The following is a 24,886-nucleotide window of genomic DNA, read 5'->3' on the forward strand; positions in this document are numbered from 1 at the left end:
TTTTAAAAACCAAAGCGAGATACCGGAGCAAGTCCGGTATGACGAAGTTATTAGATACCGGGTCAAGCCCGGTATGACAGTACTAAGGTCGTCATCCTGACGAAAGTCAGGATCTTGGTTTAGTTTTTAAAAACCAAAGCGAGATACCGGAGCAAGTCCGGTATGACGAAGTTATTAGATACTGGAGCAAGTCCGGTATGACGAAGTTATTAGATACCGGGTCAAGCCCGGTATGACAGTCCTAAAGCCGTCATCCTGATGCACATCAGGATCTCGCTTTGAGATTAAGTAATTAAAAATCTTTTTCCACACAATACACAGACATGCACGGACGAAGAGTAACAGCTGAAAAGATTTTGTTGTAAGACCTTACCAATAAATTTCCGTGTTGTTCTGTGTATTGCGTGGCAGATATAGGTTTTGTGTTTAGATTTTACTTTGCTTGGTGCCAGACGCTGGGCGCTGTTAACTTAAGGAATAAACCGTGATTAATGATATTGTAAAAGACGCTCAAGAGCGCATGGAAAAAAGCCTAGAGTCATTAAAAGGACAAATGAATAAGGTGCGTACCGGCCGTGCCCACCCAAGCCTGTTAGACACTATTTATGTGGATTACTACGGCTCGGCTACCCCCATTAAGCAAGTGGGTAATATTACCACCGAAGACTCACGCACTTTAGCCATTACTGTATTTGATAGCAGCATGCTAAAAGCGGTAGAAAAAGCCATTATGAGCTCTGATTTAGGCTTAAACCCACAAAGCACCGGTACGGTGATTCGTATTCCGCTGCCTTCGTTAACCGAAGAGCGTCGTAAAGACTTAATTAAAGTGGTGCGCAATGAAGCCGAGCTTGGCCGAGTGGCAATCCGCAATATTCGTCGCGATGCGAACAACGATTTTAAGTCATTGTTAAAAGACAAAGAAATCTCAGAAGACGATGATCGCCGCGCCCACGATGAGATTCAAAAAATTACCGATGCTTGTATCAAGTTAGTAGACGAAGCACTGGTAGTTAAAGAGAAAGAGTTAATGGAAATCTGATCCGTACATCGGGTATAGTGACAACGCCGCGCAGCTGCCTGCTCGGCGTTTTTTTTTGCGCAGGAGCGATATAATGCCAACCACTGAACCTATGGCTGCTTTAGAACACACTCAAGAACTGCCCCGCCATGTGGCCATTATTATGGATGGCAATGGTCGCTGGGCGCAATTGCGTGGCAAGTTTCGGGTGAGTGGCCATAAGGCAGGGGTAAAGTCGGTTCGGGCAGCGGTGAGCTTTGCGCATCGCCTTAATTTAAATGCGCTTACTTTATTTGCTTTTTCTAGTGAAAACTGGCGCCGTCCCGAAGATGAAGTCAGTGCTTTAATGAGTTTATTTATTGCGGTACTGGGCTCAGAAGTTAAAAAGCTGCATCGCAATAATATTCGCTTAAAAGTGATTGGCGAGCACGGTGGCTTTAGCGCCCACTTGCAGCGTAAAATTGCCGATGCTGAGGCACTAACGGCGAATAATACCGGCCTTACCCTTAATATTGCCGCCAATTACGGGGGCCGCTGGGATATCGTTCAAGCCAGCCGACGCGTTGCCGAGCAAGTGGCGGCGGGTAAACTATTGCCAGATGATATTACAGAAGACACGCTCAATGAGCTGATGAGCATGAGTGACTTAAGCCCAGTGGACTTATTGATCCGCACTGGCGGCGAACAACGTATTAGTAATTTTTTACTCTGGCAACTGGCTTATGCCGAGCTGCATTTTACCGATGTATTATGGCCCGATTTTGATGATAATGCCTTTAGTGAAGCCATTGCCGCCTTTGTCAGCCGCGAGCGACGTTTTGGCTGTACCGGCGAGCAAATACGGGCTTTGTTAGAGAAAAATGAAGATTAAAGATTTCTCGCCACACAAATAGCGAGATACCGCGTCAGGCTCGGAGTTTGTTGTTTTGCCGTCATCCTGACGAACGTCAGGATCTTTTAAAGTATTGAGGTTTATGTATGAGATACCGCGTTAAGCGCGGTATGACGAGCTGTTAGATACTGGGTCAGGCTCGGCATGGCGAGACAAAGGTCGTCATCCTGACGAACGTCAGGATCTTGAAAAGACCGCTATACGCCTTACGCTAACCGCGGTACGAAAAAGCCGAACTCGTGTCTGCTTTGACGTATGGCGTTAAACGTATCGCCTTTTTTAGTCGTCATCCTGATGCACATCAGGATCTAGATTTTTTATGTTTTAGCTAGGCGCTGGGCGCCAGGTGCTTTTTTAAAGGATATTGCTTTGTTAAAACTACGAGTGATTACGGCGCTGTGCTTGGTGCCGTTAGTACTGGCGGCGTTATTTTTACTGCCTTATCCCTATTTTATCGCCTTTGTGGGTGGCATTTTTTTAATCGCGGCGCGTGAGTGGAGCAATTTTATTGATCCCGATAAAGCCTTAGTGCTGACCATCGGCTTAGTGTTGATGATGTATGGTATTACCGCCTTTGTGCCTTTTGATAATTTATGGGTAAGCCCTGCCTCAGTAGCAACGCTGGCGGTAGGCTTGCACGAAGCAGCAGCTTGGCTATTGGTGGCCACCGGTGTGTGGTGGCTTATTGCCTTAATAATGGTATTTACCTATCCCAGCAGCGCCAAAACTTGGCGTGAGAAACACAATATAAAAACCGTGTTTGCCATGTTTACCTTGTTGCCATTTATGGTGGCGGTATTAGCGCTGCGCAGCTTTGCCTATCAAGATAATCCTCAAGCGGGTGCGTGGTTGCTGTTATTTGTCATGGGGCTGGTGTGGGCAGCAGATACCGGCGCCTACTTTGTTGGCAAAGCCATCGGTAAGCGTAAATTGTGTCCTAATGTGAGCCCAGGTAAAACCCTAGAGGGCATGATAGGTGGCGTGGTGGCGGCGGCTATTTTAGCGCTAGTGGTAGTGCTTAATTTAGAGTTAGCAGCTGCGCAAACTCAAGTCATATTAATTGCCTCGATTGCGGCGGCGTTTGCGTCTGTTTTAGGTGACTTAACCGAAAGCATGTTTAAACGCGAAGCGGGCTTAAAAGACTCAGGAAATATTTTGCCCGGGCATGGCGGTATTATGGACCGTATTGATGGCTTAACCGCGGCATTGCCGGTGTTTGTGCTGGTTGTGTGGTTATTAAGCTAATGGAAACACTTGCCATATTAGGCGCCACTGGCTCTATCGGCCAAAGTACTTTAAGTGTGGTACGCCAACACCCTGAGCGCTTTTCGGTATTTGCACTTAGTGCAAATCACAACGTGCGTGTGATGCTTAAAGACTGTTTAGAGTTTGCACCGCGCTATGCGGTAATGGTGGATGAGCACGCCGCGCAGCAGCTAAAAGCTGAGCTTAAGCATCATAATAGCGCTACTTGCGTACTCAGTGGCAGCCACGCCTTATGTGACGTCGCTAAAGAGCCCGAGGTGACGAGCGTGATGGCGGCCATTGTGGGCGCCGCCGGCCTGCTTTCTACGCTTGCTGCAGTGCAGGCGGGTAAGCGCGTGCTATTGGCTAATAAAGAAGCGCTGGTGATGAGTGGCGAGTTGTTTATTGATGCCGTACATCAATATGGTGCTGAATTGCTGCCTATTGATAGCGAGCACAATGCTATTTTTCAATGTTTGCCTCATGAGCTTCAGCAAAACCCCGGCCGTGGCAGCTTAAGTGCCGCGGGCGTGAGTAAGATATTACTTACCGGCTCCGGTGGCCCGTTTCGCTATACCCCCATTAGTGACTTACAAGCCGTTACCCCGGCCCAAGCCATTGATCATCCCAACTGGAGCATGGGACCTAAAATCTCTGTCGACTCCGCCACCATGATGAATAAAGGGCTGGAATACATAGAAGCGCGCTGGTTATTTAATGCCGCCCCTGAGCAATTACAAGTATTAGTGCATCCGCAGTCGGTGATCCATTCCATGGTTCAGTATTCAGATGGATCCGTATTGGCGCAGCTTGGTCAGCCAGATATGATGACGCCCATTGCCCATGCGCTGGCTTATCCGGCGCGCATTGCCTCGGGCGTGGCGCCGTTGGATTTTTGTACCTTAGGGGATCTGAGTTTTATGGCGCCAGATATGGCGCGCTACCCTTGCTTACAGCTGGCGATGGATGCTTGTGCGAGCGGCCAAGGCGCGACTACGGCCTTAAACGCCGCTAATGAAATTACCGTGGCTGCCTTTTTAGCGGGGCAACTAAATTTTATGGGCATAGCCGAAGTAAACGATGCGGTAATGCAAACGCTGGGCGCCCACTCTGTAAACAGTATTGATGAAATTATTGCGCTTGATAATCAAGCACGCACTTGTGCTAGCGCACTAATAAGGACCTATTAATGGGCAGTTTTTTTTGGAATTTGGGTGCCTTTATTGTCGCCTTAGGCGTATTAGTAGCGGTACATGAGTTTGGCCATTTTTGGGTCGCAAGACGCAATGGCGTAAAAGTAGAGCGCTTTTCTATTGGTTTTGGTAAGCCACTGTGGCGGCGCACCGCCAAAGATGGCACTGAATATGTCTTAGCCATGATACCGCTAGGCGGCTATGTAAAGATGCTCGATAGCCGAGTAGAAGCCGTACCTGCTGAGCTAGAAACCCAAGCCTTTAATCATAAGTCGGTGTGGGCACGCATGGCCATTGTGCTAGCAGGGCCCATGGCAAATTTTGTGTTTGCTATTTTTGCTTGCTGGTTAATGTTTTTAATTGGCATTCCCTCGGTAAAGCCGGTATTAAATGCAGTAACGCCCTCGTCGGTAGCCGCCCAAGGTGGGCTAAATGCCGGCATGGAGCTTAAGGCCATTGACGGTAAAAAAGTGCGTACCTGGGAAGAGGTGAACTTTGCGCTTTTAGGCCGCTTGGGTGAGGATGAAACCGTCTTTACGGTACAAGATGCCCAAGGCCAAACAAAAAATGCCGCGCTGCAATTAGCCAACTGGCAATTTAATCCTGAGCTTGAATCGCCCATTACGGCGCTGGGCTTAATTCCCGAAGGACCCAGCTTAACGTTAGAAGTCGCTAACGTGGTAGCAGAGGGGCCGGCGGCCGTGGCTGGGGTGCAACAAGGCGATAAGCTGGTGGCTATTAATGGTGAGCCGCTTGCGGATTGGCAGCAGTTAGTGAGCAAGGTTCAAGCATCACCTGAGATAACATTGGAACTTGAAGTCACTCGCCAAGGTCAGACTCAGCAGCTTAGCCTAACGCCAAAGCGCGTAGAAACTGCAGAGCGCGTGATAGGCTATGCCGGTTTGGCTCCCACCGTCGTTCCCGTAGCTGAGCATTATCGCTTTGATTTGCGCTATGGACCTTTCGCCGCCATAGGTGAGGGCGTAGGGCGCACTTGGGATTTAACGGTACTGACTTTTCAAATGTTAGGTAAGTTAGTGACGGGCGTGGTATCGGTAGATAATTTAAGTGGCCCGATTTCGATTGCTAAAGGTGCCGGTGCTACCGCTGAGTATGGCTTAGTGTACTTTTTAGGCTTTATGGCTTTAGTGAGTGTGAACTTAGGCATTATTAACTTATTGCCCTTGCCGGTATTAGATGGTGGTCACTTATTATTTTATGTTATTGAAGCCGTGACTGGGCGACCGGTACCGGAGAAAATACAGGAAATTGGATTTAAAATTGGCGCCGCCTTGTTATTTATGCTGATGGGCTTAGCACTCTTTAACGACTTTGCACGGTTGTAGGGCGGTGAAGCGAGAACCTAAAGAGCGTTTGCCACGGCATACACGGAACTCCACGGACGAAGATCAAAGGCTTAAGAGATTTTATGGGTAAGACAGCCGTCATCCTGGCGAAAGTCAGGATCTTTTAAAGTGCTGAGTTGTTAGTATGAGATACCGCGTCAAGCGCGGTATGACGAGGTGACAGATACCAAGGCGAGTCCGATATGACGATACAAGTGCCGTCATCCTGACGAACGTCAGGATCTTGAATTGACAGCTATACGCCTTACGCTAACTGCGGTACGAAAAAGCTAAAGCCGTGTCTGTTTTAACTTATGGCGTATGGCGTTAAACGTATCGCCTTGTTTTAGCCGTCATCTTGTCGAACGTCAGGATCTTTTAAGTGCAAAGGCGTATGTATGAGATACCGCGTCAAGCGCGGTATGACGAGCTGGCAGATACCGAGGCGAGCGCGGTATGACGAGACAAATGTCGTCATCTTGGCGAACGTCAGGATCTTGAATTGACAGCTATACGCCTTACGCTAACTGCGGTACGAAAAAGCTAAAGCCGTGTCTGTTTTAACTTATGGCGTATGGCGTTAAACGTATCGCCTTGTTTTTGCCGTCATCCTGATGCACATCAGGATCTCGGTTTTAGGTAAGATGATTAAAGATTTTTTGCCACACCATATACGGAAACGAACGGGCAAAGAACAACAGCGGAAGAGATTTTGTTATAAGACCTTACCAATAAGATTTTTTTGTACTTTCCGTGTTCTTGTGTGTATTGCGTGGCGGATACAAGTTTTTGAGTTATCAACTAACAGTGGGTTTTGGTGAGGTGTGAAACGTAAGACTTGAGCTTTACGCTTCACTCTTTACCAGATTAAGTGTACGAAATTATTCACAAGGATTATGTCAGACTATGTCAGTGAAAAAACAGACAGCTAACCCGAGACGAGCCCAACAAACGCTCATAAGCAAAACGCTAATTGCTAGCTGCTTACTGGGCGCGAGCTTAGCAGCACAGGCACAGAGTACAGAAAGCTTTGTGGTGAAAGACATTCAAGTGAATGGTTTGCAGCGTGTCACGCTGGGTGCCACCTTGTTAAGCTTGCCAGTGCGCGTGGGGGAAGAGATGGACGCCGCCCGTACTGCTGAAGCCATTAAGAGCTTATATGCCTCGGGTAACTTTGAAGATGTGCAGTTATTGCGTGATAACGGCATTTTAGTGGTGCAAGTGGTAGAGCGCCCCACCATAGCGGGCATTAGCTTTAGTGGTAATAAAGAAATTAAAGAAGAGCAACTGCATAAAAGCTTAGAAGGGGCGGGCGTGCGCGTCGGTGAGCCGCTAGATAGAACCACTCTTAGCTCACTGGAAAAAGGCCTAGAGGATTTTTACTATGGCGTGGGTAAATACTCAGCCAAAGTAAAAGCGGTGTTAACGCCGCTGCCGCGCAACCGCGTGGATCTTAAGTTTGAGTTTGTAGAAGGGCCGGCCGCTGAAATTAAGCAAATTAATATTGTGGGTAATAAGGCGTTTAGCGAAAAGCAATTACTTAGTCAGTTGGCGCTATCAGATAGCGTGCCTTGGTGGAATTTCTTAGGCGATAAGCGCTATCAAAAGCAAAAGCTGGCCGGTGATATTGAAACCCTGGGCTCTTATTATCGCGACCGTGGCTATTTAAAAGCAGAAATCACCTCCACGCAGGTGTCGATGTCGCCAGATAAAGAGGGCGTTTATATTACGCTTAACATCAATGAAGGCGAGCGCTACACCGTATCCAATGTAAATTTACGCGGTAATTTAGTGGATCGTCAATCTGAGCTGCAAGCCTTAATTCCCATTGAGCAAGGCGACCTTTATTCCGCTGCTGATGTCTCGCACATGGAAGAAGTGTTAGCGAAGTTTTTAGGTCGCTTTGGTTATGCCTACCCTAAAATCACTACCTTTCCGCAAGTAAATGAAGACACTAAAAAAGTAGAGTTAGTGGTCAATGTAGACCCGGGCAGCCGTGTGTATGTGCGTCGAGTTAACTTTAGCGGCAATATTATTACTAAAGATGAAGTATTACGCCGTGAAATGCGCCAAATGGAAGGTGCGAGCTTATCTAGTGAAGATATTGAACAGTCTCGTACCCGTTTAAACCGCTTAGGTTATTTTGAAAACGTGGAAGTGGAAACCCGCCGCATAGACGGTGAGTCCGATCTTGTGGACTTAGATGTTAATGTAAAAGAGCAGCCAGCAGGCTCCATTAACTTTGGCGTGGGCTTTGGTACCGACTCCGGTTTTAGTATTCAAGCCGGCCTACAGCAAGAAAACTTCTTAGGTACGGGTAATCGGGTGGGTATTAACTCACAAATGAACGATTACTCAAAAGACGTTTCGCTAGATTTTACCGATCCCTACTTTACGGTCGATGGCGTAAGTCTAGGCGGGCGTGTTTATTATCGTAAGTTTGAAGCGCGTAACGCCAACCTTGCTGATTATGACAGTACCTTATATGGCGTGCGGGCGTTAAGTGGCTTCCCCATTAACGAAGATAACAGCTTAAACTTTAGTGTGGGTTATGAGCACAACACCTTGGGTAAGCCAAGTGCCAATAATACCTATGATCAGTTAAATGATTTTTGGGCCTTGCACAGTGATCAGCAATCTGGCAATGATTTAAGTTTTGATACCTTTGATGTGACGGCCGGTTGGACCCGTAATACCTTAAATAAAGGTTATTTCCCTACCGCGGGTAATCGCCAAAATCTATCACTGAAAGTAACCACCCCTGGCTCTGATTTGTTGTATTACAAGACCAGCTTTGATGATGCTCATTATTTCCCACTGGATCGTGAGCACAACTGGGTATTAGCGGGTAAGTTTCGCGCTTCCTTTGGTGATGGCTATGGCGATGCCAGTGGCGGCGACCAACGGCTACCGTTTTTTGAAAACTACTACGGCGGTGGTTTTAGTACCTTGCGTGGCTTTAAGAGCAACTCGGTAGGACCGCGCGCGGTTTATAAAAATCCAGATGGTACTTATCGCAGCGATAACAGCAGTATAGGCGGTAACGCCTTACTGGCGGCATCAGTTGAAATGATAGTGCCCACTCCCTTTGCTGGCGAAGACTTACAGCGCTCCTTGCGCACCAGTGTGTTTATGGATGTAGGTACAGTGTGGGATACCCATTACGATGGCAAGTACGGCACTGATTGCACGGGCTGTTATGACTTTGGCGATCCTGCTAACTTCCGTGCCTCGGCAGGTGTGAGCATGCAGTGGTTATCGCCACTTGGCCCCTTAGTATTCTCCCTCGCCATGCCAGTGAAAGAAGTTGAGGGCGATCGCACCGAGGTGTTTAACTTCAACATTGGTAGAACCTTCTAATTTCATAAAGCGAACAGTGTGAGGCGTTACACCACTCGTCTCACTCTTTATCTCTCACATTTACTTAAAGGAAATTGCTTTGAAACAAATTGTTAAAGTATTAGGCGTAGTTGCCGTTTTGTTTAGTGCGACTGCCGCTCAGGCACAAAACACTAAGCTTGCGGTCGTGGATACCGCAAAGGTTTTTCAAACAATGCCGCAGCGCGAAGCCGTAGCGAATAAGTTGAAAAATGAATTTAGTGGTCGCGTTAAAGAAGTACAAAAAATGGAAGCCGATGGTCGCAGCTTTATTGAAAAGCAGCAAAAAGACATGGCGTTTATGAATGATCAGCAAAAGAAAGAAGCCAGTAAAAAGCTCAACGAGATGCAAAGCGCCTATGTGCAAAAGCGCAGTAAGCTTGAAGAAGATCAAGCCCGTCGTGAACATGAAGAGCGCCAAGCCATGCTTAAGCGTATTCAAGGTGCGATTGAAGAGATCACTCGCAGCCAAGGTATTGATTTAGTTATTGAGCGCGGCGCCGTGATCCACGTGGCACCTAGCCTAGATATTACCGACCAAGTTATTAGCCGCGTGAAATAAGTAGAGTTTTGTTATGACGATTACCTTACAAGAGCTGGCTCGCCAGCTCGGGGCCCAGTTTAACGGCGATCCTAACGTAGTTATTCGCCGCGTGAACACCCTTGATAAAGCCGGCCCTGATGACGTGGCTTTTTTATCAGATAAACACTATCGCCACTTATTAGCCAACACTAAAGCGGCGGCGGTGATTGTTACCGCTGCCGATCAAGCCTTATGCGCGGTGCCAAGCTTAGTGATGGACAACCCTTACCTAGGCTTTGCTTTAGCGGCGCAAGCACTCGATATCACACCGCAGCCGGCTGCGGATATTCATCCTACTGCCGTAATAGGTGACAATGTCACGCTGGGGAAAGGGGTGGCGATTGGCGCTAATGCAGTGCTTGAGTCAGGGGTGACCCTAGGCGATAACGTAGTGATAGGTGCGGGCTGCTTTATAGGTAAACAAGCCTCCCTTGGCGCGGGTACTCGCCTATGGGCCAATGTAGTTATTTATCACCAAGTGGTACTGGGTGACGATTGTTTAGTTCAAGCGGGAGCGGTGATCGGCGGCGATGGCTTTGGTTATGCCAATAATAAAGGCGAGTGGATAAAAATTCCTCAGCTAGGCACAGTGCTTATTGGCAACCGAGTGGAAATTGGTGCCGGTACTACCATTGATCGCGGCGCCTTAAGCGATACTGTGATTGCTGATAACGTGATTATCGATAATCTTTGCCAAATCGCCCATAACGTTAAGATAGGCTACGGAAGTGCCATAGCCGGTGGTACCATAATGGCCGGTAGTCTCACTGTCGGTAAATACTGTATTATTGGCGGTGGCACCGTTATTAATGGCCACATTGAATTGTGTGACGGCGTAACCATTACTGGCATGAGTATGGTAATGCGCGGTATTAGTGAGCCTGGCGTCTATTCTTCTGGCGTGCCGCTGCAGCCAAATAAACAATGGCGTAAAACCGCGGCTCGGGTCATGCGCATCGATGATTTGCACAAGCGAGTAAAAACGCTTGAAAAAAAATCAAACAATAAAAATTAAGCATCAATTGGTAGGGTTACATTTTGACTAACGAACTGAACACCGAAAAAAATCAGTTAGATATCCAGGAAATTCTGGAACTCTTGCCACATCGCTACCCGTTTTTAATGGTAGACAAAGTGGACCATTATGAAATTAGCCCTGAGCGCAAAACCCTGAGAGGCATTAAGAACGTGTCTTTCAACGAGCCCATGTTCACTGGTCATTTCCCTGGTAAGCCAGTTTTTCCTGGGGTGCTTATTTTAGAAGCCATGGCGCAAGCCACCGGTATTTTGGCTTTTAAAATGGTAGGTAAGCCACAACCTGGCGAGCTTTACTATTTCGCATCTATTGATAATGCCCGCTTTAAGCGCCCCGTGGTGCCAGGCGACCAGTTAGTATTAGACGTGGTCTATTTGAAAGAGCGTCGTGGTATTGCCAAATTTACCGGTGTGGCCACAGTAGACGGTGAAGTGGTGTGTAGCGCCGAATTAATGTGTGCCAAACGCGGAGGTTAAGTGTGACTAAAGCAAGTGCAAGCATTCACGAAACAGCCATCATCCACCCCAGTGCCATAATCGGCCAAGGCGTTGAAATTGGTCCTTGGACCTTGATCGGTGCCGATGTTGAGATTGGCGACGATTGCTGGATTGGCTCTCATGTGGTGATTAAAGGGCCGACTCGCATTGGCCAGCGTAATCGCATCTTTCAATTTTGCTCGATTGGTGAAGACTGCCAAGATAAAAAATACGCCGGAGAGTTAACTCGTCTAGAGATTGGCGATGATAATGTGATTCGTGAGTCTTGCACTTTTCACCGTGGCACCAGTCAAGACGAAAGCTTAACCCGAGTGGGTAGCCGTAATTTATTTATGGTGAACGTGCACGTCGCCCACGATTGTCGTATTGGTGATGATTGTATTTTCGCTAATAACGCTACCCTTGCCGGACATGTCCACATTGGTAGCCATGTGATTTTTGGCGGTCATGCCGCGATTCATCAATTTGGTCGAGTAGGCAGCCACGCCTTTATTGCCGGCTGTGCCGCCCTTAATAAAGATGTGCCGCCTTATGTTATGGCTGCCGGTCTGTATGCTAAGCCTTTTGGTGTGAACTCGGAGGGGCTACGTCGACGTGGATTTTCTCCTGAGGCTATTTCTGCCATTAAAAAAGCCTATAAGATTATCTTTAGAAGCGGCAAAACCGTGAGCGAAGTGATCCCAGAGCTTGAAACACTTAATGCTGAGCAGCCAGCAGTGGGCACCATGATTGAATTTTTACAGCAAAATGAGCGCGGTATTATTCGTGCCTGAGCAAAATAACGGCTCGTTAACGTCTGCCGCCAAAGTATTGCGCATTGGCTTAGTGGCCGGTGAAGTATCAGGCGATACTTTAGGTGCTGGGCTTATTCGCGAACTGCGCACCCGTTATCCCAACGCTATTTTTGAGGGCATTGCTGGCCCGCAAATGGTGAATGAGGGCTGTAAAGCCCTTTTTGATATGGAAGCGCTGGCGGTGATGGGCTTAGTAGAAGTACTCGGTCGGCTGCCACAAATTTTATCCATTAGAAGACAGATTACCCGCCATTTTTTGGCAAATCCGCCGGATGTGTTTGTGGGTATTGATGCACCTGATTTTAATATTGACCTTGAACTTAAGCTACGTAACGCTGGTATTCCTACTGTGCATTATGTTAGCCCCTCAGTATGGGCGTGGCGACAAAATCGCATTCATAAAATAAAGCGCGCTACCGACATGGTGCTGGCTTTCTTGCCGTTTGAAAAAGCCTTTTACGATAGATTTGATGCACCCTGTCGCTTTATTGGGCACACTCTTGCCGATCAAATGCCCTTGGTGCCCGACACTCAAGCGGCGCGCGCCCGCTTAGGCTTAAAAGCACAAGGGCGCTATTTAGCGTTGTTGCCAGGCAGTCGCTTTGCTGAGGTCAATTTACTTACCCCTGTCTACTTACAAGCCTGCCAGCAACTTAAAGTCCGCTTTCCTGAGCTTGAATTTATTGTGCCTTTAGTCAGTGCTAAACGCCGCGCCGAGTTTTTAGCCATTAAAGAAAAGGTGGCGCCCAGCTTAGAGGTTATTTTAATTGAAGGGCGAGGGCGCGAGGTGATGACGGCGGCCGATATTATTTTGCTCGCCTCTGGCACTGCCACCCTTGAGGCGATGTTGGCCAAAAAACCCATGGTCGTAGGTTATAAATTTAAACCGCTAAGCTATTGGTTAGCCAATAAGCTAGTTCACACCGCTTATGCTTCTTTACCTAATTTATTAGCCGAGCATATGTTAGTGCCAGAGCTTATCCAGCAAGCCTGTACCGCTGATAATATTGTGAATGAGCTCACTAAATTGCTAAATAATGATCCTCAGCCTTTAATCGCTAAATTTACTGAGTTACATAGAAAAATCCGCTGTAATGCCGATGAGCAAGCGGCATTAGCGGTATTAGAATTAGCTAAGCTTCCCTCTTCTTTATGTTCTGCAGTTAAGTAATGTTAGAGATTGTCTATCCTACAGGCGTGATAGTCGCGGGCGTGGATGAAGTGGGTCGCGGCCCTTTAGTGGGCGATGTGGTGACGGCTGCGGTGATCCTTGACCCTGCTCGCCCCATTATTGGCTTAAATGACTCTAAAGCCCTCAGCGATAACAAGCGCCAGCGCTTAGCCCCCCTTATTCGCGAGCAAGCGCTAGCTTGGGCCATTGGCCGTTGCAGCCCCGCAGAAATCGATGAACTTAATATCTTACACGCCACTATGCTGGCCATGAGCCGTGCCGTGTCGGCATTAAGTATGCAACCGGGCTTTGTCTTTATTGATGGTAATCGTTGTCCTAACTTAGCCATGCCTTGTCAGGCGGTAGTGAAAGGAGATAGTCGGGTGGCAGAAATTAGTGCGGCCTCCATTTTGGCCAAAGTCGTGCGCGACCAAGACATGATAGCGCTGGATGCCCGTTATCCTGAATACGGCTTTGCCAAACATAAAGGCTACCCGACTAAAGCCCATTTAGCAGCATTAGCAGAGCATGGCGTGCTCAAGGAATATCGTCATAGCTTTAAACCGGTCGCCAGCGCATTAGCGTTAACTGGCGGAGTGATACGTTCATGAGTGAGGAAAGCTCCTTGCTAAAGCCATCAGCTGCGCCCGTTTCTTTTGTGCACCTTAGGGTACATTCTGATTTTTCTATGGTCGATGGCGTGGCAAAAATTGCCCCTATTAACCAACGCGCCCAAGCGTTGGGCTATCCTGCCATTGCGCTCACCGATCAAATGAATATGTGTGGGCTAGTGCGCTTTTATGGTGATAGCCACCGTAAAGGCCTTAAGCCCATTATTGGCGTGGATATTTGGCTACAAAGCGAGGAGCTAGGTGAGCAAATTTTTCGCTTAACCTTGCTGGCCATGAATAATACCGGCTATCAAAACATTACCCGTATTATTTCAGCCGCTTTTGAACGTGGTCATATTCAGCATAAGCCGGTAGTGGATAAAGCGTGGCTGGCACAATATAACGAAGGGGTCATTGTCCTTTCTGGCGCTCGTGAAGGCGATGTAGGCAGCAGCTTGCTAAAAGGCAATGAGGCGCTTGCACTAGAGTGTCTTGCTTTTTATCAGCGCTATTTTAAAGACCGATTTTATCTAGAATTACAGCGCACTCAGCGTAGCGATGAAGAAACTTATCTGCACCTGGCCGTTGCGCTTGCCAGCGAAGCTAACTTACCGGTGGTGGCCACTAATGAAGTGGTGTTTCTTGATAAAAGTGACTTTGACGCCCATGAAATACGGGTCGCTATTCATGATGGCTTTACATTAGATGATAAACGCCGCCCTCGACACTATAGCGCCGAGCAATATCTAAAAAGCCCCAGTGAGATGGCGGCACTGTTTGCCGACATTCCTGAGGCACTGGCTAATAGCGTAGAAATTGCTAAGCGCTGTAATGTGACGGTGCGCTTGGGCGAGTATTTCTTACCGGATTTTCCTACCGGTGAGATGAGCATTGAAGATTATTTAGTGAAATGCTCTGAGCAAGGTTTAGAAGAGCGGCTTAATTTTTTATTTCCCGATAATGCGGTGCGCGAGGCTAAACGCGGCGAATATGACGCACGTTTAAAAATTGAGCTTGATGTAATTAACCAAATGGGCTTTCCCGGTTATTTCTTGATTGTCATGGAGTTTATCCAGTGGTCAAAAGATAACGGTATCCCGGTGGGGCCAGGGCGTGGCTCAGGTGCCGGCTCTTTAGTAGCTTATGCCTTAAAGATCACCGATCTTGACCCTCTGGAATTTGACTTATTATTTGAGCGCTTCTTAAACCCAGAGCGAGTGTCGATGCCGGACTTCGACATCGACTTTTGCATGGACAGGCGTGATGAGGTGATCGATCACGTAGCCGAGCTCTATGGTCGTGATGCCGTTAGCCAAATTATTACCTTTGGTACTATGGCCGCTAAAGCGGTGATCCGCGATGTGGGGCGGGTGCTGGGTCATCCTTATGGCTTTGTGGAGCGGATCTCAAAGTTGATCCCCGCCGATCCTGGCATGACGCTCACTAAGGCGTTTGAAGTTGAGCCCAAACTGAATGAGATCTATGAGCAAGATGAAGAAGTAAAAGCGCTCATTGATATGGCGCGCCGCCTAGAGGGCACCATACGCAACGCCGGCAAACACGCAGGTGGAGTGGTGATAGCGCCGACCCGCATTACCGACTTTGCTCCTTTGTATTGTGATGAGCATGGTCAAAACCCGGTCACCCAATTTGATAAAGACGATGTGGAGTCAGCCGGCTTAGTTAAGTTTGACTTCTTAGGGCTGCGAACCCTGACCATCATCGATTGGGCCTTAGCGATGATTAATCCTAAGCTCGAGGCTCAAGGTAAAGCACCCGTCGATATCGCTGCCATCCCCATGGACGATCCTGCTTGTTTTAAAGTATTAAAGCGCCATGAAACCACGGCCGTGTTCCAGCTAGAGTCGCGGGGCATGAAAGACCTGGTTAAGCGCCTACAACCCGACTGCTTTGAAGATATGATTGCGCTGGTGGCGCTGTTTCGCCCAGGTCCGCTGCAATCGGGCATGGTAGATAACTTTATTGATCGTAAACACGGTCGCGAAGCCGTGTCTTATCCGGATGCAACTTGGCAGCACGAGTCACTTAAAGCCACGCTTGAGCCTACCTACGGCATTATTTTGTATCAAGAGCAGGTGATGCAAATTGCCCAAGTCTTGGCGGGTTACTCTTTAGGCGGTGCAGACTTATTACGCCGCGCCATGGGTAAGAAAAAACCGGAAGAAATGGCTAAGCAGCGTGCGGGCTTTGAAGCCGGTGCTATTGCTAATGGCATTGATGGCGAGCTGGCGGTTAAAATTTTCGACTTAGTTGAAAAGTTTGCCGGCTATGGCTTTAACAAGTCACACTCTGCCGCCTATGCCTTAGTGTCTTATCAAACGTTGTGGCTAAAAACCCATTATCCGGCGGAGTTTATGGCAGCGGTGATGACCGCTGATATGGATAATACCGATAAAGTGGTGACGCAAGTTGATGAATGTCAGCGCATGGGTTTAACCTTGCTGCCGCCCGATGTCAATTCGGGTCGCTATCGCTTTACGGTGAATGAGCAAGGCGCCATCGTTTATGGCATAGGGGCGATTAAAGGCGTGGGCGAGGGCCCCATTGACTCAATTTTAGCGGCGCGTGAAGCAGGGCCCTTTCGTGACTTATTTGATTTTTGTAATAGGGTCGACTTAAAAAAGCTCAATAAACGGGTGATGGAAAAACTAGTGCTCTCGGGCGCTATGGATCAACTGGGTCCGCACCGCGCTTCATTAATGGCCACCTTGCCAGAAGCCATGAAGGCCGCCGAGCAGCATGCGAAAGCCGAGGCACTTGGACAAAGTGATATGTTTGGCGTGCTGGTAGAAGAAGCCCATACTAAACACGCTTTTGTGGATGTCGCACCTTGGCCAGATAAAACTTGGCTCGATGGCGAGCGGGATACGCTTGGCTTATATTTAACGGGCCATCCCATTAATCAATATGCCAAAGAGTTACGTCGCTACACCACTGGGCGCTTATGTGACTTACAAGCTACCAGTCGTGATAAAACCACCACCGCCGCCGGCCTTGTTATTGCCGCGCGAGTCATGACCACTAAGCGTGGTAATCGGATGGGCATTTTAACGTTGGATGATAAATCGGCTCGATTAGACGTTACTTTGTTCTCTGAAGCACTTGAGCGCTATGAGTCTTTGCTAGAAAAGGATAAAATCCTCGTTATTAGCGGCCAAGTGAGTTTTGATGACTTTAATGGCGGCCTTAAAATGTCGGCACGAGAAGTGCTGCAAATGAGTGAAGCGCGCGAGCGTTTTGCGCGTGGCTTAGCACTCACGATTAATCACCGACAAATTGATAACCAATTTTTCAGTCAATTACTGGACATACTCAACCCTGTGCGGGGCGGTGTGTGTCCGGTACGAGTTACTTATTATCGACCTGGAGCACGAGCGCAATTAATGCTTGGCACCGAGTGGCGGGTCACTCCCACCGACGAGATGTTAACATCATTGAAGCAGCTAGTAGGTCCGGAACAAGTCGAACTACTTTTTGAATAGAGGGTTTTATGAACCAGCATTTTTTGGATTTTGAACAGCCGATAGCCGAGCTGCAAGCTCAGATTGAAGAGTTGCGTCATGTCAATGAAGGCGATGCCGTAGATCTGGACGAAGAAGTTAACCGCTTAGAAGCGAAGCGCGTTGAACTGACCAAAAAAGTGTTTAGCAATTTAGGCCCTTGGCAAGTGTCCCAGTTGGCGCGCCATCCTGCGCGGCCTCATACGCTGGATTATTTTGAACACATTTTTGATGAGTTTGATGAATTAGCCGGTGATCGTGCTTATGCCGATGATAAAGCCATGGTGGGCGGTATTGCGCGCATTGATGGTCGTCCTGTTATGGTGATTGGCCAGCAAAAAGGCCGAGAAACCAAAGAAAAAATCCGCCGCAACTTTGGTATGCCTCGCCCAGAAGGCTACCGCAAGGCCTTGCGCCTAATGGAAATGGCCGAGCGCTTTAATATGCCTATTCTCACTTTTATTGACACGCCCGGCGCCTATCCAGGGGTAGGCGCAGAAGAGCGCGGCCAAAGTGAAGCCATTGCCCGTAACTTAAAGGTGATGTCGGGCTTAAAAGTGCCCATTATCTGCACTGTGATAGGTGAGGGTGGCTCAGGTGGCGCGCTAGCTATTGGGGTGGGTGATCGCGTTAACATGTTGCAATACTCAACCTACTCAGTTATTTCTCCAGAAGGCTGTGCGTCTATCTTATGGAAAAGCGCTGAAAAAGCCTCGCTTGCGGCCGAAGCCATGGGGATTACCGCCCAGCGTATTCATGAGCTAAAACTCATTGATAATATAGTAGAAGAGCCGGTGGGCGGCGCGCACGGTAACCCAGCGCTCGCTGCTCAGTCTTTAAAATCGCGTCTACTTGCTGATTTAGCTGAGCTTGACAGCCTAGACCAAGAGACATTACTCGAGCAACGCTATCAGCGGTTGATGAGTTACGGTTATTGCTAATTTGTAATTATTACTATTAAGATTTCCCATAAAAGCACCCAGCTTAGCGGCTGGGTGCTTTTTTATGTTCACTCGTTATCGTGTTTATAAAATTGAGTAATGGAAAATTTACCTACTGATTTTGAGCAATGCTTAGTCATATTGTTTAAAGTTTAATTGATTTAATCGTTAAATAGACAATATTATTTTTTAAATAGATTCATTTGTATCTGTAAATAATAATATTAAAGAGTAAAAGTTGACTAAGTGCTTAAATTGCAGGCTATTTTTTCCTCGCTCCCTATTAAATGTTAATAGGCTAGCTAAGGCTTATTGGTATTTAATAATAATAGAGACTTAGCTCTAATAAATAAATTAAGCATTACGCTTTATTAAAATTTAATTTCTGTCATATTATATGTCACTTAATTTTGCCCCTCCTTTTTATTAGGTTGATTCACGGATGAATACTCTCATAAAAAAGATTTATGGCAGCATCTACCTGTTATATGCATTGATATGTAGTGTGTTGCTGTGCTCCTTTTCCTTGGCCAGTGCGCCGCTGTCGCTCAGCCAATATTATCAAGACCACTTAACAACCCGTGATGGTTTACCTAATAATACGATTCATGCTATTAATCAAAGTAGCGATGGTTATTTATGGTTTGCCACTTGGGAGGGCTTAGCCCGCTATAATGGCCATGAATTTAAAAACTATACTCGAAGTGTTGACACCGGTTTAAGGGGGGCGGCGCAAATAACATTAGCGCCAACTGAAAGAGGATTATGGATTGGTGGTGCTAAAGGCAGCTTAAGTTATTATCAAGATAATGTGTGGCACCCCCAACCTAAAGTAAGTGCTTATATTAATCATTTATTAGTGGATAAGAGCGGCTTCTTATGGCTGGCCACTGATGGTGACGGAATTTATGTCCGTCAAGGTAAAAAAACCATTGCGCACTTTAATAATAAAGACGGTTTACCCAGTAATAATGTTTATCAATTAGCACAAGACGCCGAGGGTCGAGTGTGGGCGGGAACAGCTAAAGGATTAGCTTATATTCAGGATAATACGCTTTATGCCATACCGGAGCTTGCAGGAATTAAAGTCCAAGCGCTATTAATGACTCAACAGCAGCAGTTATTAATTGGCAGTGCAGCAGGCTTATATCAAGCACAACAAGCCCAGGTACATACCCATAAAGCAAAGCTGGGTAATTATTCTATTCGCTCTTTATTAGAAGATCATAGAGGTGACTTATGGATAGGAACCATGGCGCAGGGCTTGTTACGTCTTAGTGGGGAAAATATTGAACAATTGAGTGTGAAAGATGGCTTGCTTGACTCGCAAATTATCTCTCTTTACCAAGATACAGAGGACAGTATTTGGCTGGGCACGAATGTTGGGCTGACTCGCTTGCGCGAAGTGCCCTTTAAAAGTTTTACCGAGCGCGTGGGCTTAGCCAATAATTATATCCGCACTGTGCTCGCTCACTCTGATGGTTCAATATGGGCAGGCAGTAGTACGGGCTTAACTCGTATTGAGCATGGCCAGCTGCAAGTGGTAGAGCCTATTATGAGTGATGGTTCGCCTCCTTCTATCACCAGCTTAGTAGAAGCACCCAATGGCGAGGTGTGGGCGGGCACGCAAATTCACGGTTTACTGCGTATTGATAAACACCATCACGTGCATCGCTATCGCCACTGTGCACAACTTATAGAGCCGGAAATCCGTGCCCTTGCCGTCGGTAAAGAAGGCCAGCTATGGGCAGGGACCGCTTCTGGCTTAACTCACTTTAAAAATGGCTGCTTAAAGCGCTATATCGCGCCAAATGAGTTACTGAGCAGTGCCGTGCTGAGTTTGCATAGTGCTCGTAATGGTAGCTTATGGGTAGGGCAACATGGCGGTGTGTCCATTATCCATCCTGATCATGTTACCTATCTTAGCTTTAAATCTTTATTAGATGCCGAGTATGTCTTTGGTATCTATGCCGAGCCTAATAATCAGTATTTATGGTTAACCACAGATATGGGGCTAGTACGCTATAGCCATAAAGACCAAACACTGCGCTTAGTAGGCAAGCAGCATGGTTTACCCGTGGATAAGTACTTTGAGGTACTGAGTGTGGATAACACTCACCTCTGGCTCACCAGTAATATTGGCATGACGCGCATTTTATTAGCCGATGCTCATCAAGTGGCAGACGGCCAGCTGGCGTTATTAAAGTTTGAGCAGTTTGATGAAAGCGATGGTATGGGCAGTGGCCAAACTCATGGCAGCACCAACCCAGGGATGGTGCAAGATAAGCAAGGCCAAATTTGGGTAGCCACCACCTTAGGCATTACTTATATCGATCCTAAGCGTTTAAGTCAGTTTAAGCATACTAATTTACCGGTGGTGATTGAAGAGGTAAAGGTAGCGGGAGAGCGGGTACCTTTAGAGAAAGACATTATCATCCCCCCGGGCAGTGTCCGTATTCAGTTTGATTTTGCAGGATTGGGCTTTGTTATGCCCAAACGCATTCATTATCGCACTAAGTTAGAGGGCTTTGATAAAGAGTGGGTGGCGCGCGGTGCACAAAATACCGCTGAATATACTAATTTAGCGCCAGGGAACTATCAGTTTCGCGTAGCCGCTGCCTATTCTTATAAAGACTGGAATGAACAAGAAGTGAGCCTGCACTTTAAGGTGTTGCCCTTTATTTGGCAACGGCCCGTATTCTGGATAATAGTAGGAATAGGGACACTGGTGCTATTTTGGCTATTGATGCGCTTGCGTCTGCGGTTTTTGCTGGCACGTACCCAAGAGTTGGCAAAAAAAGTCGATGAAAAAACCCATGAGTTACAACAACAAGCTCAAGAATTTGGCCGTCAAGCGCGCATAGATAGTTTAACGGGCTTACCTAATAGGCGCGCCTTTGATGAAGTATTAACTCATACTTTTTTACGTGCAAAACGTAATAGTGCGCCTCTAACGTTAGTGGTAATAGATATTGATTACTTTAAACATGTTAATGATACCTGGTCCCATGCAGTTGGCGATCAGGTGTTAAAAATCGTCGCCGACATTATTGTTAAAGAAATCAGAGAAGTCGATATACCGGCGCGCTGGGGTGGAGAAGAGTTTACCGTATTATTAGCAGATACTGATATTAGTGAAGCGCTGCCTATTTGTGAGCGCGTGCGCTTGGCAGTCATGAATTACGATTACAGTTTAATTGATGAAAAGTTTAAACTCACGATTAGCTTAGGAGTGGCGCAAGGTCCGCTAAATCAGGCGGGCACGGCTTACCTTGAAACCAGTGAGTTATTGGCTCAGGCAGATCAGGCGCTGTATCAAGCTAAACACTATGGTCGCAATCAAGTAGTGGTGTTTAATACTAAAAACGCCTGGTAGCTCACCTATATGCGCTAGAAGTTGATAGGTGAGCGGTGCTAGCTATTGTGAATGCAGTCGGTATTTTAAAGAAGAGTTTATTCTGAGCCTTGTATTTTTTATGCTTAATATATGGCAATATCTAGCGCCTAAGAACATCGGAATTGTTTCATGGGTTTTCTAGTGCCAAGCGTGCTTTGTTAAATAATGAAATAACGCCGTAATATATTGAGCTTTTTCTATTTATGAGACTGTCGTTAATTAGTAAGCGTTCGCTTTTAGCTGGGCCAGATAAAAGCGCCGTCCTGCGATTGTCTGACGCTCAGCGATTAATATTATCCATAGCTAGCAGCTGGCTATTGATAATTGCCAGTCTCTTTTACTCCACCTATGCCTTAGCTTTTACCTCTTCAACACCCATCCCGCTCTCTCGTTATTATCAAGACCATTGGACGACCCAAGAGGGGTTGCCGCAAAATACCATTAATGATATTGCACAAACCCCCGAGGGATATTTATGGATAGCGACTTGGGAGGGGGTGGCGCGCTATAACGGCCGTGAATTCAAAGTTTTTTCTCGGGCTACCGACAGCGGCTTACCCGACTCTGGCATTCGTGATTTAGTCGTCAGTGATGAGGGCCTGCTAGCGCTCGACTCCCGTGGCGGTATCAGTCGCTATCAACAACAACATTTTATTCCTCAAGCCGATGTGGGCGTGATGATTAATGATGTATTGCACGATAGCCAAGGGTTAACCTGGCTGGCAACCGAAGGCGATGGTTTGTATTTGCGCAAGGATGATAGCACTGAGTTACACATTAAAAGTGAAGACGGATTAGCAAGCAATTATGTGTATCGCTTAGTCGAAGATGAGCGGGGCCATATTTGGGTAGCCACTGCTAAAGGGTTAGCTAAAGTGGTAGGCCGCCAGCTTAAACCGGTAGCGCAAGTGCCTAACGTGTCCATTGGTGCCTTATTAAAAGATAACCAAGGCCGCATACTGATTGGCTCTGAGCAAGGAGTGTATATTGCCGATGACCAAGATATTACGCCCTTTCACCCCGCAGCCATTCCCGACTCTATTATTAGTATGCTACAAGACAACAGCGGCGCTTTATGGCTCGGCACCGTTGATAGTGGGCTAATTCGGGTCAGTGAATTAGGTATTGAACGGCTCGATGTTGCTCAAGGACTACCAGAGCAATATGTACCCTCTTTATTGCAAGATAAAGAGGGCAGTATTTGGGTGGGCACCAATGGCGGTTTAATGCGCCTTCGTGAAGTGTCGTTTATTAATATTAATGAACAAGATGGCTTGGCTGGAAACTATGCCCGTACCTTATTAGCTCATAGCGATGGCTCCGTGTGGGTAGGCAGTAGTACCGGATTAAGTCGTATTAGCTCAAGTGGTATTGAAGCGTTAGCACTCACTATTCCTGATAGCACAGCGCCCTCGGTATTAAGCTTGGCCCAAGGGCCAGAGGATGAGCTATGGGTGGGCACCTTTTCTCATGGTTTATTGCACGTAAAAGATAAGCAGGTTATTGCGGTATATGGTCAAGAACAGGGCTTGCCAGCTAATAAAATACGGGCGATTTTGCCGGCTGCCGATGGCAGTTTATGGTTAGGCACCAGTCTTGGTTTAAGTCAGTTTAAAAACGGGACTTTTACCAATTTTACCACCGCTAATGGCTTGCCCAATGATGTTATTATGAGCTTACATCAAGCCGATAATGGCGATATTTGGGTAGGCACCCCCTTAGGTGCGGCCATTATACGCAACCAAACTATTACTGAAGTTGATTTATCGGCTCAAGAAAAAGCGGAGTTTGTTTTTGGCTTCTATTCTGAACCTGGTAGCGAGTATTTGTGGTTAGGCACAGACCGCGGGTTAGTGCGTTATCGCACCCAGGATAACAGTGTGGCGTTAGTAGGCATTGCTCAAGGCTTACCGTTAGAAAAAATATTTCAACCGGTAGCTGATGGTAAAGGCAGTTTATGGCTGCCAACCAATAAGGGCGTCACGCGCGTTTCTCTAGCCGAGGCACATCGAGTGGCGGATGGTAAGAAAAAAGCCATTAAATTTACTCATTATGGTGAAAAAGATGGGCTAACTAGTAGCCAAACCTACAGTGGCGCCAGTAATAATGCCGTTATGGATAACGCGGGCAATATTTGGCTTACTACCGCTTTGGGTATGATGTATACCCAGCCTAATTGGCACACCTTAACTTCCTCTAGCGACTTACCCGTAGTGTTAGAAACCTTTATGGTGGGCGGTGAGGCGCAAGTCATAAAAGACAAAACCGTATTAGATGCGGGCACTTCACGTATTCAGTTTAATTATGCAGGCTTAGGCTATGTGGTACCGGAGCGTATCCAATACCGCACTTTGTTAGTCGGTTTTGATAAAGACTGGGTAAATCGCGGGCAGCAAGCGATTGCAGAATATACCAATTTAGCGCCTGGGCATTATGTCTTTAAGGTGGCCGCTCGCTATTCCTATCAAGACTGGGGGCCGCCGACTCAAGTTTCTTTTACTATTTTACCCTTTATTTGGCAACTGCCCTTTTTTTGGTCCATTTTAGCCTGTTTATTAGTGATCTCTTTATGGCTACTAATGCGGATGCGGCTGCGTTTTATTCGCTACCATGCCCAAGAGTTAGAGCGACAAGTGGCAGATAAAACTCAAGAGTTAAAACACCAAGCCCAAGCTTTTGCCCGCCAAGCCAGAGCCGATAGCTTAACAGGACTGCCTAATAGGCGAGCCTTTGATGAAGCTATGGCCAGTGCCTTTAGTCGGGCCGAGCGTACCCCTCTGCCTATCACGTTGGTGGTGTTAGATATTGATCACTTTAAGTTAGTCAATGATACTTGGTCTCATGAAGTAGGTGATCAAGTGCTTAAAGTTGTCGCTGAGCTTATTCGTAATGAAATTAGAGAAGTGGACTTTCCTGCGCGTTGGGGCGGTGAAGAATTTACTATTTTATTGCCTAACACAGATTTAATGACCAGTGTGTTAGTCGCCGAGCGATTGCGCGAATCCGTGATGGAGCATGACTTTGGCTACCTAGCAGCAGATTTTAAGCTTACAGTGAGCATTGGCTTAGCCGAAGCCGCGCCTGGCATGGATGCAGTGCAATTACTGGCGAATGCGGATGTAGCGCTTTACCAAGCTAAGGGGCAAGGTCGCAATCGAGTCGTTACATTTATGACAGAGCCCACTACTATGAGCCAAAGCTCGGTTAATGAGTAATTGACTTGGCTAATTTTTTACTCTTTGATACAAGACCCGCATAGG

At 47.1% G+C, this 24,886-nt stretch carries 16 protein-coding genes; all 16 read left to right on the top strand.

The window, feature by feature from the left end; genetic code table 11:
• Positions 1 to 484: 484 nt before the first annotated feature.
• The 16 genes from frr (at position 485) to CBP12_RS00700 (ending at position 24,841) form a co-directional block, all read left to right on the top strand.
• Complete coding sequence (gene frr, locus CBP12_RS00625; RefSeq protein ID WP_086961984.1) at positions 485 to 1,042, top strand: ribosome recycling factor; 558 nt, start codon at positions 485 to 487, stop codon at positions 1,040 to 1,042.
• A gap of 91 nt (positions 1,043 to 1,133) precedes the next feature.
• Complete coding sequence (gene uppS / locus CBP12_RS00630; RefSeq protein ID WP_086965249.1) at positions 1,134 to 1,892, top strand: polyprenyl diphosphate synthase; 759 nt, start codon at positions 1,134 to 1,136, stop codon at positions 1,890 to 1,892.
• Between the two features lie 390 nt (positions 1,893 to 2,282).
• Complete coding sequence (locus tag CBP12_RS00635) at positions 2,283 to 3,158, top strand: phosphatidate cytidylyltransferase (protein ID WP_086961986.1); 876 nt, start codon at positions 2,283 to 2,285, stop codon at positions 3,156 to 3,158.
• Complete coding sequence (gene ispC, locus CBP12_RS00640) at positions 3,158 to 4,348, top strand: 1-deoxy-D-xylulose-5-phosphate reductoisomerase (RefSeq protein WP_086961988.1); 1,191 nt, start codon at positions 3,158 to 3,160, stop codon at positions 4,346 to 4,348. The genes CBP12_RS00635 and ispC overlap by 1 nt, the downstream gene beginning before the upstream one ends.
• Positions 4,348 to 5,697 (top strand): sigma E protease regulator RseP, encoded by a 1,350-nt coding sequence (rseP, locus tag CBP12_RS00645; RefSeq protein ID WP_086961990.1) that lies wholly within the window; start codon positions 4,348 to 4,350, stop codon positions 5,695 to 5,697. Before ispC ends, rseP begins: the two co-directional genes overlap by 1 nt.
• A 906-nt stretch (positions 5,698 to 6,603) precedes the next feature.
• Entirely contained in the window at positions 6,604 to 9,057 is a 2,454-nt protein-coding gene (gene bamA, locus CBP12_RS00650) for an outer membrane protein assembly factor BamA (protein ID WP_086961992.1), read from the top strand.
• A gap of 79 nt (positions 9,058 to 9,136) precedes the next feature.
• Positions 9,137 to 9,637, top strand: a complete 501-nt coding sequence (locus CBP12_RS00655) for an OmpH family outer membrane protein (RefSeq protein ID WP_086961994.1) — start codon at positions 9,137 to 9,139, stop codon at positions 9,635 to 9,637.
• Positions 9,638 to 9,650: 13 nt separating this feature from the next.
• On the top strand, positions 9,651 to 10,673 hold the full coding sequence (gene lpxD / locus CBP12_RS00660; protein WP_086961996.1) for a UDP-3-O-(3-hydroxymyristoyl)glucosamine N-acyltransferase: 1,023 nt from the start codon (positions 9,651 to 9,653) through the stop codon (positions 10,671 to 10,673).
• A 35-nt stretch (positions 10,674 to 10,708) separates the two neighbouring features.
• Complete coding sequence (fabZ, locus tag CBP12_RS00665) at positions 10,709 to 11,170, top strand: 3-hydroxyacyl-ACP dehydratase FabZ (RefSeq protein ID WP_086965252.1); 462 nt, start codon at positions 10,709 to 10,711, stop codon at positions 11,168 to 11,170.
• 2 nt (positions 11,171 to 11,172) lie between these two features.
• Positions 11,173 to 11,964 (top strand): acyl-ACP--UDP-N-acetylglucosamine O-acyltransferase, encoded by a 792-nt coding sequence (gene lpxA, locus CBP12_RS00670; protein ID WP_086961998.1) that lies wholly within the window; start codon positions 11,173 to 11,175, stop codon positions 11,962 to 11,964.
• On the top strand, positions 11,939 to 13,156 hold the full coding sequence (lpxB, locus tag CBP12_RS00675; RefSeq protein ID WP_086962001.1) for a lipid-A-disaccharide synthase: 1,218 nt from the start codon (positions 11,939 to 11,941) through the stop codon (positions 13,154 to 13,156). The genes lpxA and lpxB overlap by 26 nt, the downstream gene beginning before the upstream one ends.
• Complete coding sequence (rnhB, locus tag CBP12_RS00680) at positions 13,156 to 13,767, top strand: ribonuclease HII (protein WP_086962003.1); 612 nt, start codon at positions 13,156 to 13,158, stop codon at positions 13,765 to 13,767. The genes lpxB and rnhB overlap by 1 nt, the downstream gene beginning before the upstream one ends.
• Positions 13,764 to 17,270 (top strand): DNA polymerase III subunit alpha, encoded by a 3,507-nt coding sequence (gene dnaE, locus CBP12_RS00685; RefSeq protein ID WP_086962005.1) that lies wholly within the window; start codon positions 13,764 to 13,766, stop codon positions 17,268 to 17,270. Before rnhB ends, dnaE begins: the two co-directional genes overlap by 4 nt.
• Positions 17,271 to 17,278: 8 nt before the next feature.
• Positions 17,279 to 18,229, top strand: coding sequence for an acetyl-CoA carboxylase carboxyl transferase subunit alpha (gene accA / locus CBP12_RS00690; protein ID WP_086962007.1), 951 nt, complete (start codon positions 17,279 to 17,281; stop codon positions 18,227 to 18,229).
• A gap of 442 nt (positions 18,230 to 18,671) precedes the next feature.
• Entirely contained in the window at positions 18,672 to 21,605 is a 2,934-nt protein-coding gene (locus CBP12_RS00695; RefSeq protein WP_086962009.1) for a ligand-binding sensor domain-containing diguanylate cyclase, read from the top strand.
• 338 nt (positions 21,606 to 21,943) lie between these two features.
• Positions 21,944 to 24,841, top strand: coding sequence for a ligand-binding sensor domain-containing diguanylate cyclase (locus tag CBP12_RS00700; RefSeq protein ID WP_198341827.1), 2,898 nt, complete (start codon positions 21,944 to 21,946; stop codon positions 24,839 to 24,841).
• Positions 24,842 to 24,886 lie beyond the last annotated feature (45 nt).

This window comes from Oceanisphaera avium, assembly GCF_002157875.1.
GTDB lineage: Bacteria > Pseudomonadota > Gammaproteobacteria > Enterobacterales > Aeromonadaceae > Oceanimonas > Oceanimonas avium.

What these genes read in the sequence shown, in the direction of transcription:
- rnhB (WP_086962003.1), top strand. Translation starts at nt 13,156, where the DNA reads ATGTTAGAGATTGTCTATCCTACAGGCGTGATAGTCGCGGGCGTGGAT.
- bamA (WP_086961992.1), top strand. Translation starts at nt 6,604, where the DNA reads ATGTCAGTGAAAAAACAGACAGCTAACCCGAGACGAGCCCAACAAACG.
- dnaE (WP_086962005.1), top strand. Translation starts at nt 13,764, where the DNA reads ATGAGTGAGGAAAGCTCCTTGCTAAAGCCATCAGCTGCGCCCGTTTCT.
- ispC (WP_086961988.1), top strand. Translation starts at nt 3,158, where the DNA reads ATGGAAACACTTGCCATATTAGGCGCCACTGGCTCTATCGGCCAAAGT.
- uppS (WP_086965249.1), top strand. Translation starts at nt 1,134, where the DNA reads ATGGCTGCTTTAGAACACACTCAAGAACTGCCCCGCCATGTGGCCATT.
- rseP (WP_086961990.1), top strand. Translation starts at nt 4,348, where the DNA reads ATGGGCAGTTTTTTTTGGAATTTGGGTGCCTTTATTGTCGCCTTAGGC.
- accA (WP_086962007.1), top strand. Translation starts at nt 17,279, where the DNA reads ATGAACCAGCATTTTTTGGATTTTGAACAGCCGATAGCCGAGCTGCAA.
- lpxD (WP_086961996.1), top strand. Translation starts at nt 9,651, where the DNA reads ATGACGATTACCTTACAAGAGCTGGCTCGCCAGCTCGGGGCCCAGTTT.
- CBP12_RS00695 (WP_086962009.1), top strand. Translation starts at nt 18,672, where the DNA reads ATGAATACTCTCATAAAAAAGATTTATGGCAGCATCTACCTGTTATAT.
- lpxB (WP_086962001.1), top strand. Translation starts at nt 11,939, where the DNA reads ATGAGCGCGGTATTATTCGTGCCTGAGCAAAATAACGGCTCGTTAACG.